9 protein-coding genes are annotated in these 13,829 nt (G+C 68.4%); 2 read left to right on the top strand and 7 right to left on the bottom strand.

What is annotated here, in order from left to right; translation table 11 throughout:
- The first annotated feature begins 242 nt into the window (after positions 1 to 242).
- Complete coding sequence (locus J2851_RS12375) at positions 243 to 2,105, top strand: sensor histidine kinase (protein WP_246500597.1); 1,863 nt, start codon at positions 243 to 245, stop codon at positions 2,103 to 2,105.
- Positions 2,102 to 3,451 carry a sigma-54-dependent transcriptional regulator gene (locus tag J2851_RS12370; protein WP_209766573.1) on the top strand — a complete coding sequence of 450 codons (1,350 nt, stop codon included), beginning with the start codon at positions 2,102 to 2,104 and terminating at the stop codon, positions 3,449 to 3,451. Before J2851_RS12375 ends, J2851_RS12370 begins: the two co-directional genes overlap by 4 nt.
- A gap of 28 nt (positions 3,452 to 3,479) precedes the next feature.
- On the opposite strand, the gene J2851_RS36535 is transcribed toward J2851_RS12370, so the two are convergent.
- The 7 genes from J2851_RS36535 to J2851_RS12335 all read right to left on the bottom strand — a co-directional run bounded on the left by J2851_RS36535 (position 3,480) and on the right by J2851_RS12335 (position 13,699).
- Positions 3,480 to 5,753 carry an HWE histidine kinase domain-containing protein gene (locus tag J2851_RS36535; protein WP_209766572.1) on the bottom strand — a complete coding sequence of 758 codons (2,274 nt, stop codon included), beginning with the start codon at positions 5,751 to 5,753 and terminating at the stop codon, positions 3,480 to 3,482.
- A gap of 368 nt (positions 5,754 to 6,121) precedes the next feature.
- A complete protein-coding gene (locus J2851_RS12360) occupies positions 6,122 to 6,814 on the bottom strand; it encodes a DUF2161 domain-containing phosphodiesterase (protein ID WP_209766571.1) in 693 nt (230 codons plus the stop codon).
- Positions 6,815 to 6,857: 43 nt separating this feature from the next.
- Positions 6,858 to 7,034, bottom strand: a complete 177-nt coding sequence (locus J2851_RS12355) for a type II toxin-antitoxin system CcdA family antitoxin (protein ID WP_209766570.1) — start codon at positions 7,032 to 7,034, stop codon at positions 6,858 to 6,860.
- Between the two features lie 143 nt (positions 7,035 to 7,177).
- A complete protein-coding gene (gene scpA, locus J2851_RS12350) occupies positions 7,178 to 9,331 on the bottom strand; it encodes a methylmalonyl-CoA mutase (protein WP_209766569.1) in 2,154 nt (717 codons plus the stop codon).
- A 166-nt stretch (positions 9,332 to 9,497) separates the two neighbouring features.
- The gene (locus tag J2851_RS12345) at positions 9,498 to 10,091 is read right to left on the bottom strand and encodes a biotin transporter BioY (RefSeq protein WP_209766568.1); all 594 of its coding nucleotides are present in this window, start codon (positions 10,089 to 10,091) and stop codon (positions 9,498 to 9,500) included.
- 53 nt (positions 10,092 to 10,144) lie between these two features.
- A complete protein-coding gene (locus tag J2851_RS12340; protein WP_209766601.1) occupies positions 10,145 to 12,145 on the bottom strand; it encodes an acetyl-CoA carboxylase biotin carboxylase subunit in 2,001 nt (666 codons plus the stop codon).
- A 21-nt stretch (positions 12,146 to 12,166) separates the two neighbouring features.
- On the bottom strand, positions 12,167 to 13,699 hold the full coding sequence (locus tag J2851_RS12335; protein WP_209766567.1) for an acyl-CoA carboxylase subunit beta: 1,533 nt from the start codon (positions 13,697 to 13,699) through the stop codon (positions 12,167 to 12,169).
- Between the last annotated feature and the right edge of the window lie 130 nt (positions 13,700 to 13,829).

Below are 13,829 nucleotides of genomic sequence, written 5' to 3'. Positions count from 1 at the left end.
CGTCTCCTCGTGGCGTTTTCCTGGAATGGGCGTCCGCTCTTGTGCGAGTTCGGCGGTCGGCCCCGTCATGAGCCCCCTATCAGCAAGACGTGTGCCAACGTATGACCCGAGGATTCGCAGCGCTCTTACGCCCGGCATGAGCGAAAAACCGCACGACAGGGCGGAAATGGATGTGCGAAAATCCACACACGACACGCCCTTGGGCGACCGTATGTTGCGGCGCAACACGAGTAACCTGACCGTTGCTTAGGATACGTCCCATCGAACGGACATTTTCGAACGCTGCGGAGCGCGCGCAAACCCCGCCGCCGGACTCCCGTCGTTTCCCGGGCCGCCCCTTCGCGGGGCTGATCGCGGCGCTCGCCGCGCGTCCCCGTCGGCTTCTGCTGCTGGCCTTCATCGTTGGGATGCCGCTCGCCGCCGCGCTGGCGGCCGGCTGGACCGCGTCGGTGGCCCACGAAGCCTTGCAGGAGCAGGGGCGGGCCCGTCTGGCCCTCTACGAGGCCAACCTGCGGGCGGAGTTGGAGCGGCACGCCGCCGTGCCCATGGTGATCGCCCGCGACGCGGAGGTCGCGGCCCTGCTGGCGGCGCCGACGCCCGAGCGCGTGGAGCGCATGAACCGCAAGCTGGAGGGCTTCGCGCGGGCGCTGGGCGCGCTGGCCCTCTACATCATGAACCCATCGGGCACGACCATCGCGGCCAGCAACTGGAACAGCACGGCCAGCTTCGTCGGGCAGAACTTCGCCTACCGTCCCTATTTCCGCTCGGCGATAGAACGGGGCGAAGGACACCATTTCGCGCTCGGCACCACCTCCTTCGTGCCGGGCTACTACACGGCCCAGAGGGTGAGTGCGGAAAACCGCACAGAGGAAACGCCGCTCGGCGTCGTCGTCCTGAAGGTCGGTTTCCAGACGCTGGAGGAAGCCTGGTCGCACGGTGGGGAGAAGGTGCTGGTCACCGACCGCGACGGGATCGTCTTCATCACCAACGTGCCGGGCTGGCGCTACAACGCCCTGCCCCAGCGCCTGCCGGTCACCCTGCCGACCACACCCGATCCACCGACGGAGGGCGTGCCCACCCTGCCCTGGGGCTTCGGCGGCGGGGCGGACCGCATCGCGTTGCGGGAGAACGGGGTCGAGATGCGGTATCTTCACCTGTCGGAGGCCGTGCCCGGCGGCGACTGGACCATCCACGCGCTGACCAGCCTGGAGCCGGCCAGCACCCGCGCCCAGCAGGCCGGGCTTCTGGCGGCCACGGTGGTGGCGCTGGCCGCACTCGCCGGCTACGCCCTGGCCCAGCGGCGCGTCGTGCTGATGGAGCGCCTGTCCTTCCAGGAGGAAACCCGCACCGAACTGGAGCGGCGCGTCGCCGACGCCACCGCCGAGCTGCGCGCCGCGGAGAACGAGCTGACGCAGGCGGCCAAGCTCGCGGCGCTGGGCCAGATGTCGGCGGGCATCGCGCACGAGATCAACCAGCCGCTCGCCGCCATCCGCAGCTTCGCCGACAACGCCGTGGTGCTGCTGGACCGCGACCGGCGGGAGGCCGTGCGCGACAACCTCGCGGAAATCGCCGACCTGACCGACCGCATGGCCGCCATCACGCGGCAGCTGAAGGGCTTCGCCCGGCGTGCCTCCGGCACGCTCGGCCCCGTCTCGGCGCAGGCGGCGGTCGGGCAGGCCCTGGCCTTGCTGGAATCGCGCCTGCGCCGCGACTCCGTCGAGGTCGAGACCGATCTGCCGGACGCCACCGTCTGGGTGACGGGCGAGGACGTGCGGCTCCAGCAGGTGCTGGTCAACCTCATCGGCAACGCCGCGGACGCCATGCGCACCGTCCCCAACCGCGCGATCACCGTCACGCTGGCGCCGGAGGGCGGCGAGGCGGTATTGAGCGTCCGCGACGTCGGCACCGGCATCGCCGAGGCCGACCTGCCCCGCCTGTTCGTGCCCTTCTTCACCACGAAGGAGGCCGGGGACGGTCTGGGGCTCGGCCTGTCGATCAGCCACGGCATCGTGGAGGATTTCGGCGGCAGCCTGACCGCGGCCAACCACCCGGACGGCGGCGCCGTCTTCACCATCCGCCTCAAGCGAACGGAGTCCCCCGCATGACCAGCGCCGGCAGCGTCCTCTTCGTGGACGACGAGCGCGCCGTCCGTCTGGCCGGCCAACAGGCGCTGGAACTGGCCGATTTCGAGGTCACCGCCTGCGACGGGGCGGAGCGCGCGCTGCGCCTGCTCGGCCGCGACTGGCCCGGCTGCCTCGTCACCGACGTGCGCATGCCGCAGATCGACGGGCTGGAGCTGATGGAGCGCGCCCTGGCGCTGGACCCGGAGCTTCCGGTCATCCTCATCACCGGCCACGGCGACGTGCCCATGGCGGTGGAGGCCATGCGGCGCGGCGCCTACGACTTCCTGGAAAAGCCCTTCCCGTCCGACCGGCTGGTGGAGGTGGCGCGGCGCGCGGTGGAGAAGCGGCGGCTGGTGCTGGAGAACCGGCGCTTGCGCGACCAGCTGGCCGGCGCCCATGGCGGCGACGGCTACCCCATCATCGGCCGCACGCCGGGCATTGAGCGGCTGCGCGCGACCATCGCCGCGGTGGCGGACACCGACGCCGACGTGCTGGTGCTGGGCGAAACCGGGACGGGCAAGGAGCTGGTCGCCCGCGCGCTCCACGCCGGCAGCGCGCGCCGCAAGCACCCCTTCGTGGCGCTGAACTGCGGCGCCATGCCCGAATCCATCATTGAGAGCGAGCTGTTCGGCCACGAGGCCGGCGCCTTCACCGGTGCCGCCAAGCGCCGCGTCGGCCGCATCGAGCACGCCAGCGGCGGCACCCTGTTCCTGGACGAGATCGAGAGCATGCCGCTGTCGCTCCAGGTCAAGCTGCTGCGCGTGATCCAGGAGCGGATCGTCGAGCCGCTGGGCTCCAACGACCAGACCCCGGTGGACCTGCGCGTCGTCGCCGCGACGAAGGTGGACCTGCGGCAGGCGTCCAGCGCGGGCAGCTTCCGCGAGGACCTCTATTACCGCCTGAACGTGGTCGTTGTGACGATCCCGCCGCTGCGCGAGCGCCGGGACGACATCCCGCTGCTGTTCCAGCACTTCGTCCTTCAGGCGGCCGCCCGCTACAACCGCGACCCGCGCGCGCCGACCCCGGCGCAGACCCAGCGCCTGATGGCCCACGACTGGCCCGGCAACGTCCGCGAGCTGCGCAACGCCGCCGACCGCTTCGTGCTGGGCCTCGACGACGCGCTGGCCGCGTCGGGCGCCCCCGCCGGTTCCGGCGGCCTGTCGCTGGCGGAGCAGGTGGACCTGTTCGAGAAAAGCCTGATCGAAAGCGAACTGGCCCGCCACAAGGGCAGCGTGAAGGCCACCATCGAGGCGCTGAACGTCCCGCGGAAGACCTTCTACGACAAGCTGAAGCGGTACGGCCTGAGCCGCGAGGACTTCGTGGAGTAGGCCGGGCAGCCCCCTACGCAGTTGCCTTTTACGCCGTCGCGGTGCCCGGCCGCTGTTCCAGCAGATCGTAGAGCGTGCGCGTCACCTGTTCCGCGCCGACCGGCTTGCGCAGCACAGGCGCGTGGCGCAGGCGCTCGTTCGGCACGTCCAGGTTGCTGTAGCCGGTGCAGAACAGGAAAGGGACGCCCATGCCGTCCAGCACTTCCGCCACGGGGAAGGACAGCTGGCCGAACAGGTTGACGTCCAGGACAGCGACGTCCGGGCGGTCGGAGCGCGCCAGGTCGATGGCGTCCTGCACGCGGCCGACCGGACCGATCACCTGGAACCCCCGGTCCTGGAGCAGGTGCGACAGAGCGATCGCGGTCAGCGCCTCGTCCTCCACCACCAGCACGCGGGCGCCCGCGGCCGCCCGTCGCGGCTCGTCGTTCGCCGGCGTCAGAGCCGCGGCGCCCGGATCGCGGACGCCGCTGGTCACGTAACATTCGGAGGCGATCGTCATGCGCCAGCGCAGGCCGGACTCGTCCCAGTCGTGGCTCAGGTCGCCGTGCAGCTGGCCCGTCACCGTCTGCTCGATGATGAAGCTGCCGAAGCCGAAGCGCGTCGGCGGGCTGACCGGCGGCCCGCAGCTCTCGTCCCAGCGCAGGACCAGCTGGCCGGTCGCCCGGTTCACCGACCAGGACACCGCGACGCGCCCGTCCGGAACCGACAGGGCGCCGTGCTTCGCGGCGTTGGTGGACAGTTCATGCAGCACGATCGACACGGCCTGCGCCGCTTCCGCCACGATGGACACGGGTGGCCCCGACATGGCCGTCCGGTGGCCCGCCGAGAAGGCCTCCAGCTCGAACCGCACCATGGTGGCGAGATCGGCGCCGGACCAGCGCGTTTCGGAAAGCAATGTGTGGGCGCGCGCGATGGCCGACACCCGCCCTTGCACGGCCCCGGCGAAGGTGGCGGGATCCTCGGCGCGGCTCAGCTGCACGATGGATTGGACGACGGCCAGCGCGTTCTTCGCCCGATGATCGACTTCCCGCATCAGCAGGCGCATCCGCTTTTCCGCCTCCTGCCGGTCGGTCTGGTCGGCGGCCATGCTGACGGCCAGCCGGCGCCCGCGCTCGTCCCGGCCGATGGGGGCGGAGCGGAACGACCAGAGGCGCCGTTGGCCGTCGGCGGTGAGGATGGCGAACTCCCCCTCGTCGATCGGGCGGTCGAGCGCGTAGAGCCGATCGATGTCGAAGGCCGACGCCTCCTGCCCGCTTTCGACCGCGCGCTCCAGCCATTGGTCCATGGTGGCGACTTCCTGCCGGCCATAGCCCGTCATGTCCACCAGCGACCGGCTGATGTGCACGATTTCGCCGTCGTCCGCGTGCACGATGACGGGGAACGGCGCGCCGTCCACCACGCGCCTCAGCCGCGCCTCGCTCTCCGCCAGGGCCGCCGTGCGCGTCCGGATCAGGTCCGCAGCGTCGCGCAGGGCGCCGGCCACGGCGTCCATCTCGGCCACGCCCATCGGCCGGACCGGCATGGCTTGCCCGTCGCCGAGCGCCTGGGCCAGTGCGGACAATTGCATGATCGATCGCGTCAGGCGGCGCCCAAGCAGGATTGCCACCGCCACACCGCACAGGACCAGCACCAAGCCGCCGCCGGCGAAGAGTTGCAGCGACCGGTGGGATGGGGCGGCCAGCAGCGACTCCGGCACGCTTACGCCGACCAGCCATCCGGAGATTGGTGACCGGCTGTAGGCTTGAACCGAGGCCAGCCCTTCCAGGTCCGTCGTGTGATGAACTCCGTCCGGCGCGTCCTTGATCGCGTTCCAGCGATCCGCGTCCACGCGGGTGCCGACGAACTGCGCAGGACTTCGCGACCGGGCAACGATTATGCCGTCACGATCGACGATTCCCGCGAGCCAACCGGGCGGCATGCGGTCCGGAGACAGGATGTTCTGCAACCGCTCCAGCGAAATCGTCAGGCTCAGGAGATAGACGATGTCGCCGGCACGGATGACCGGCACTACGACGATCAGCAGGGGCGTCCGCGCCACGGCGCCGGCCAGCAACCCGGAGACCTGCACCTCCCGTGTCTCGAGCACCCGGCGGTCGACGTCGAACAGCGGATTCCTGGGAAGGGCCGTCCCCCAGGGAACGCGCGTGTTGAGCAGCTGCTGGCTCGACAGGTCGCGCACGAGGACATTGGTGCCGAGCAGATCCCGCACCTGGGCCGCGCGCCGATAGAAATTGGCGAAATCGCCGTTCGTCAGACTCTCGCTCGTGGCCAGAACCTCTGCGGATGCGACAATCCGGGACACTTCACGATCCACGTCGTCCGCGAGAAGACGGGCGCGGTCGCTGACCTGTCGTGCGGTCTGTTCCGTTTCCACAGTGCCATTCCACAGCAACAACGCGGTGGACAGCAGAACGAGGGGTAGAGCGCAGGCTGCTGCGAGCAGAACAAGCCAAGTCCGAACACGGCGCGAGTGCGACAATAAGCCAGAGCTTAACGGTTCCGATGCGGCTTTCACTGCGGCAGGCATCCTGTTTGGGAGTATCCGGGTGCCCTGTTTTATCAGTGCTGCAACTGAGACGGAAATCCTTTTGCCTGACGCTGGAAAATATTGAGTTGGATCACGCGATAAAATTGTATCGTGTACTTATCATTTTCAGGATTTGGCCGGAATCACTCGGCGGCGAGACCATGGGCGAACGCTTCCAACCCGGTCCGGCCGGCATCGGTCAGCCCATAGGTGCCCTTCACCACCCGCTCGAACCACCCATAGACATTGCGCTGAAGGATGGCTGACACGTCCTTCGGCGCTCCGGCAGCCCGCAGCGCCTTCAGCGTCATCGGCCCGTCCTGGAGCAGACGCGCGCAACGCAGCGCGTCCTGGCGGTAGGCGGTGACGATGGGCACACGCGTCGAACCGCCGCGGTTGGGATCCCCCTTGCGCCGTGCGTGCTCGCCGAGCAGCCGGACCGTGCGCTTCTTGTCCTTGCGCGGGCTGTAGGGGACGGGATCGAGCAGCACCTCCACCTGATGCCCCTCGGCCCGCCCGGTGTCCACGACCAGCAGGCCGACGCCCAGCCGCCGGCACAGCTTGCGCACGCCGTTGTCGTAGGGCGACGCCCCGGTGGCCTTGCGGCCGGGCTGGGGCACGGCGAGGTAGACGGTGTCGGTGAGGCTCAGCCGATCGACGCCCTGGAGCAGCAGGTCCAGGGTGAAGCGCTTTTTCAGCTCAACGATCAGCGGCGGCTCCCCGCCGCGCACGGCGACGAGGTCGCAACCGTGGATCTCGGCTTTGACGTCATAGCCCTGGACTTCCAGGAAGGCTTTGACGGGGGCGTAGAGGTCGGTTTCGGCGGATATCAACACGGAAGGCGGCGTTGAGGATTGCGGCAAAAATTGAGAAACCGCATCAGAACAGGCGCTTTCCATCGCTGAAGACGCCATGCCTTTCAACAAAGGCGTCGTAGGCATCGAAAGCGGGGCGATTTTCCTCGATCCATCCTTGCCTTTTGGCTTCGGCGACGGATTGCTCAACAGGCTTTGCGGAGACGTTGGTCGGTTTCCTGTGCGCCGCTCCACGGGACATCCGTCGTCTCCCCCACAGCATTCATGCGCACGCAATATGCGTATAAGACCGATCGGTGTCCAGGGACCGTTCGGCCCCCCGGTGGAGAGCGCGAGGGAGAGCGCGAGGGAGAGCGCGAGGGGGCGGCGCCCCCTCGCCCATGCTTACGCCGCGGCCTTCTGCTTGCGCAGGATGGCCAGGATGTCCGAGGCAGCCTTTGGGATGTTGGTGCCGGGGCCGTAGATGGCGGCCGCACCCGCCTGATACAGGTAATCGTAGTCCTGCGGCGGGATCACGCCGCCGCACACCACCAGGATGTCGCCGGCGCCCTGCTTGCGCAGCTCGTTGACCAGCTGCGGCACCAGCGTCTTGTGGCCGGCGGCCTGGGACGACACGCCGATGACGTGCACGTCGTTCTCCACCGCCTGACGGGCGGCCTCCTCCGGGGTCTGGAACAGCGGCCCGATGTCCACGTCGAAACCGATGTCGGCGAAGCTGGTCGCGATGACCTTGGCACCGCGGTCGTGGCCGTCCTGGCCCATCTTCACCACGAGGATGCGCGGCCGGCGGCCTTCCTCGGCGGCGAAGGCCGACACCTCCTCCTGGATCTTCCGGAATCCCTCGTCGCCCTCATAGGCCGCGCCGTAGACGCCGGAGACGGAGCGGATGACCGCCACGTGGCGGGTGAAGGCCTTCTCCAGTGCGTCGGAGATCTCGCCGACCGTGGCGCGGGCGCGGGTCGCCTCGACCGACAGCGCCAGCAGGTTGCCGGTCTTCTCGGCCGCGGCCTTGGTCAGGGCCTCCAGCGCCGCGCGGCACTTGGCCTCGTCGCGGCTGGCGCGGACCTGGTTCAGGCGGGCGATCTGCGACTCGCGGACGGCGGTGTTGTCGATGTCCAGCACGTCGACCATCTCCGGGTTCTCCGGACGGTACTTGTTGACGCCGACGATCACCTCCTCGCCGCGGTCGACGGCGGCTTGGCGGCGGGCCGCGGCCTCCTCGATCAGCAGCTTGGGCATGCCGCCCTCCACCGCCTTGGTCATGCCGCCCATGTCCTCGACCTTGTTGATCAGCTCAAGGGCGGCGTTGGCGAGGCTGTGGGTCAGATGCTCGATGTAGAAGGAGCCGCCGAGCGGATCGACCACGTTGGTCACCCCCGACTCCTCGGCGATGATCAGCTGCGTGTTGCGGGCGATGCGGGCGGAGAACTTGGTCGGCAGGCCCAGCGCCTCGTCGAAGGCGTTGGTGTGCAGCGACTGCGTGCCGCCCAGAACCGCGGCCATCGCCTCGATGGTGGTGCGGATGACGTTGTTGTAGGGGTCCTGCTCCGTCAGGGAGACGCCCGAGGTCTGGCAGTGGGTGCGCAGGGCGAGCGAGCGCGCGTCCTTCGGGTCGAACTTCTGCTTCATCAGGGTCGACCACAGCAGGCGCGCGGCGCGCAGCTTGGCGATCTCCATGAAGAAGTTCATGCCGATGGAGAAGAAGAAGGACAGGCGCGGCGCGAACTTGTCGACCGGCAGGCCCTTCGACATGGCGGCGCGGACGTATTCCAGGCCGTCGGCGATGGTGAAGGCCAGCTCCTGCACCGCGGTCGCGCCGGCCTCCTGCATGTGGTAGCCGGAGATGGAGATCGAGTTGAACTTCGGCATGTTGTGCGCCGTGTACTCGATGATGTCGGCGATGATTCGCATCGAGGGTTCGGGCGGATAGATGTAGGTGTTGCGGACCATGAACTCCTTGAGGATGTCGTTCTGGATGGTGCCGCTGAGCTTGTCCTGGGAGACGCCCTGCTCCTCCGCCGCGACGATGTAGCCGGCGAGGATCGGCAGCACGGCGCCGTTCATGGTCATCGACACCGACATCTTGTCGAGCGGGATGCCGTCGAAGAGGATCTTCATGTCCTCGACGCTGTCGATCGCCACGCCGGCCTTGCCGACGTCGCCGACGACGCGCGGGTGGTCGCTGTCATAGCCGCGGTGGGTGGCGAGGTCGAAGGCGACCGACAGGCCCATCTGGCCGGCCTTCAGGTTCGCCTTGTAGAAGGCGTTCGACTCCTCGGCGGTGGAGAAGCCGGCGTACTGGCGGATGGTCCAGGGCTTCACCGCGTACATCGTCGCGCGGGGCCCGCGCGTGAAGGGCGGGAAGCCCGGCAGGCTGTCGAGTTCCAGCCCCTCCAGGTCCGCGGCCGTGTAGAGCGCCTTGACGTCGAGACCTTCCGGCGTCTGCCAGACCAGGTCGTCCAGTTTCCCGCCGGCACCGATGTCCTTGCCCGCCAGCGCCTGCCAGTCGGCCAGGGTCTTCTTCGGGAAATCGCTCATGGGACGCCTCCTCGACACGGCTTTGGTATGGAAATTCTTGGAATGATCAATGTGGAAAGACGTTTTGCCCCCTCCCCGGCCCTCCCCCGCTGCGCGGGAGAGGGAGTTTGGTCCCCTCCACCGCGAAGCGGGGGAGGGTTAGGGTGGGGGCAATACTCTTGCGCTCTTACACCCGCGACCGGCGCGCGACGACCGTCCAGGCGGCCTGCATGATCGCGGCCCCCAGCGCGGTCTTCAGCACCGTCGCGGCCAGGAACGGGGTCAGGCCGACGGCGACCGCCTTCTCACCCCCGAACAGCACCGCCAGCCACGCCACGCCCGGCACGAACAGCAGCGCGTGCCCAAGCGCCAGGGCGGCGACCGCCTTCAGCGGGCTGCGGTCCCAGCCGCGCTCGGCCAGCCAGCCGGTGGCGCCGGCGGCCAGGACGAAGCCCAGCAGGTAGCCGGCCGTCGGCCCCGCCATGTAAGCCGGACCGGCGCCCGCACCGGCGAAGACCGGCAGGCCGGCGAGGCCTTCCAGCAGGTACAGCAGCACCGTCGCCATGGCGAGGCGGCTGCCGTAGGCCATGCCGAGCAGGATGACGACCATGCTCTGCATCGTCATCGGCACCGGCCAGAAGGGCACCTGCACCTTGGCCGAGACGGCCAGCAGCGCGCTGCCGAGCACCGCCGCCGCCGTTGCCGTGACCAAGCCGCCCTTCGGGGCGACCGTGTCCAGCAACGAGGTGGCGCGCTGCGTAAGCGTGGTTCCGTAAGCCATCCTGCGTTCCCTTTTCCCTATGTGTCTCGTTCTTGGTCCGGAGCCCGCGTTGCTTACGCGAACTCCAGGATCTTCTGGTCAACGGCCAGGCTGGATCCCGCCGTCGCGTGCACCTTGGACACCACGCCATCCTGCGCCGCGCGCAGGATGTTTTCCATCTTCATGGCCTCGACCACGGCCAGCACCTCGCCGGCCTTGACCTCCTGCCCTTCGGACACGGCGACCGAGACGAGCAGGCCGGGCATCGGCGACAGCAGGAACTTGGACATGTCCGGCGGCGCCTTCACCGGCATCAGCGCGTCGTACTGCGCCGCCTTCGGCGTCAGCACCTTGACGACCGCCTGCGACCCGGCGTGGAACAGGCGATAGCCGACGCCGACGCGGTCGACCTGGAGGCAGACATGCTCGCCGTTGACCGTGCCGCGGAACAGCGGCTCGCCCAGCGTCCAGTCGCTCCACACCGTGTGGTGCTTGCCGGCGATGTCGACGGTGTAGCCGATGCGCTGCGGGCTGCCGTCGCACGGGTGCAGGTGCACCGGGTGCTGGGTGCCGTCGATGACCACGACCCAGTCGTCGCGCACCTTGACCTTGTTGCCCGGCATCTTGCCGCTGATCAGGATGTCGCGGTCGTTCAGGCTGCGGTGGATGACGGCGGCCACGGCGATCAGGACCGCCGGATCCTCCGGCGGCAGGTCGGAGGCGTGGAAGCCGTTCGGGTATTCCTCGGCGATGAAGTTCGTGGTCAGCCGGCCGTCCACGAAGCGCTGGTTCGCCATCAGCGAGGCCAGGAACGGGATGTTGTGGCTGACGCCGCGGATGTAATACTGGTCCAGCGCCTCGCGCATGCGGGCGATGGCCGCGTCGCGCGTCGAACCCCAGCTGCACAGCTTGGCGATCATGGGGTCGTAGAACATGGAGATCTCGCCGCCCTCGTACACGCCGGTGTCGACGCGGACGTGCGGGTCCTCCGACGGCGGACGGTAGTGCGTCAGGCGGCCGGTGGAGGGCAGGAAGTTGCGGAACGGATCCTCGGCGTAGACGCGCGCCTCGATGGCCCAGCCGTGCAGGCGGACGTCTTCCTGCTTGATGGTGAGCTTCTCGCCGGCGGCGACGCGGATCATCAGCTCCACGAGGTCGAAGCCGGTGATCAGCTCGGTGACCGGATGCTCCACCTGGAGGCGGGTGTTCATCTCCAGGAAGTAGAAGTTGCGCTCCGCGTCCACGATGAACTCGACCGTGCCGGCGGACTTGTAGTCCACGGCGCGCGCCAGGGCCACGGCCTGCTCGCCCATCGCCTTGCGGGTGGCGGCGTCAAGGAACGGCGACGGGGCCTCCTCGATGACCTTCTGGTGGCGGCGCTGGATCGAGCATTCGCGCTCGCCCAGATACAGGGCCGTGCCCTGCCCGTCGGCCAGCACCTGGATCTCGATGTGGCGCGGCTGCTGGATGTACTTCTCGACGAAGACGCGGTCGTCGGCGAAGGAGGAGCGCGCCTCGTTCTGGGCGGAGCGGAAGCCTTCGCGGGCCTCCTCGTCGTTCCAGGCCACGCGCATGCCCTTGCCGCCGCCGCCGGCCGAGGCCTTGATCATCACCGGATAGCCGATGTCGCGGGCGATGGAGACCGCCTCGCTGTCGTCGGCGATCACGCCCAGATAGCCCGGCACCGTGCTGACGCCGGCGGCCTTGGCGAGCTTCTTCGACTCGATTTTGTCGCCCATGGCCTGGATGGCGTGGGCGTCCGGGCCGATGAAGGCGATGCCGGCGGCGGCCAGCGCCTCCTGGAACTCACGCTTTTCCGACAGGAAGCCGTAGCCGGGGTGGACGGCCTGGGCGCCGGTCTTCCGGCAAGCGTCGACGATGCGGTCGATCAGCAGGTAGCTCTGCGCCGACGGGGCGGCACCGATGTGGACGGCCTCGTCGGCCATCTCCACATGCAGGGCGTTCTTGTCGGCGTCCGAATAGACGGCGACCGTCTTGATGCCCATGCGGCGCGCGGTGCGGATGACGCGGCAGGCGATCTCGCCGCGGTTCGCGATCAGGATCTTGGAGAACATGGTCGTCATGGCGCGGCGCCCTCAGAGCGGGATGTTGTCGTGCTTGCGCCAGGGATTCTGGAGCTGCTTGTTCTTCAGCATGGACAGCGCCTTGATGACGCGCCGGCGCGTGCCGTGCGGCATGATGACGTCGTCGATGTAGCCGCGCGACGCCGCCACGAACGGGTTCGCGAACTTCTGCCGGTACTCCTCGGTGCGCGCCTCGATCTTGGCGGTGTCGCCGATGTCGCCGCGGAAGATGATCTCCACGGCACCCTTCGGCCCCATCACCGCGATTTCCGCCGTGGGCCAGGCGTAGTTGATGTCGCCGCGCAGGTGCTTGGACGACATCACGTCGTAGGCGCCGCCGTAGGCCTTGCGGGTGATGACGGTGATCTTCGGCACGGTCGCCTCGGCGTAGGCGAACAGCAGCTTGGCGCCGTGCTTGATGATGCCGTTGTATTCCTGGCTGGTGCCGGGCATGAAGCCGGGGACGTCCACCAGGGTCAGGATCGGGATCTCGAAGGCGTCGCAGAAGCGCACGAAGCGCGCGGCCTTCTTGGAGCTGTCGATGTCCAGGCAGCCGGCCAGCACCATCGGCTGGTTGGCGACGATGCCGACGGTGGAACCGTTCATGCGGCCGAAGCCGATGATGATGTTCTTGGCGTAGTCGGGCTGAAGCTCGAAGAAGTCGCCCTCGTCGACCGTCTTGAGGATCAGCTCCTTCATGTCGTAGGGCTTGTTCGGGTTCTCCGGCACCAGCGTGTCGAGCGACAGGTCGTCGCGGTCGATCGGGTCGGCGCAGGGGCGCTCCGGCGCCTTCTCGCGGTTGGAGGCCGGCAGGAAGTCGATGAAGCGGCGCAGTTGGAGCAGCGCCTCCACGTCGTTCTCGAAGGCCATGTCGGCGACGCCGGACTTGCTGGAATGCGTGACCGCACCGCCCAGTTCCTCCGCCGTGACGACCTCGTGCGTGACGGTCTTCACGACGTCCGGACCGGTCACGAACATGTAGGAGCTGTCCTTCACCATGAAGATGAAGTCGGTCATGGCCGGGGAGTACACCGCACCGCCCGCGCACGGCCCCATGATCAGGGAGATCTGCGGGATGACGCCCGAGGCGTTGACGTTGCGCTGGAACACCTCGGCGTAGCCGCCGAGCGAGGCCACGCCCTCCTGGATGCGGGCGCCGCCCGAATCGTTCAGGCCGATCACGGGCGCCCCGACCTTCATGGCTTGGTCCATGATCTTGCAGATCTTTTCCGCGTGCGCTTCCGACAGGGAGCCGCCGAACACGGTGAAATCCTGGCTGAAGACGAAGACGAGCCGGCCGTTGACGGTGCCGTGGCCGGTCACCACGCCGTCGCCCGGCACCTTCTGGTCTTCCATGCCGAAGTCGTTGCAGCGATGCTGGACGAACATGTCGAATTCCTCGAACGAGCCTTCGTCGAGGAACAGTTCGATACGTTCGCGTGCGGTCAGCTTGCCCTTGGCGTGCTGGGACGCGATGCGCTTTTCACCGCCGCCCAGCCGCGCGCCAGCGCGCATGGACTCCAACTTGGCCAGAATTTCTTGCATCAGGCGTTTCCCACTTTGGCGTGCGGCGGGGATGCGGAGTTTGCGAGGCGTCCCCGCGCCGGAATGCGTGGATTATTCACAAGATTCGCAAGAGGGCAATTGGCCGTCGGGGAAAAATGTGCGAAGTTGC

Origin of the sequence: Azospirillum rugosum (assembly GCF_017876155.1) — a bacterium.
Classification (GTDB): Bacteria; Pseudomonadota; Alphaproteobacteria; order Azospirillales; family Azospirillaceae; genus Azospirillum; species Azospirillum rugosum.
Note: the sequence above shows the minus strand (reverse complement) of the source record. Positions and strands in the feature narration are given on the sequence as shown.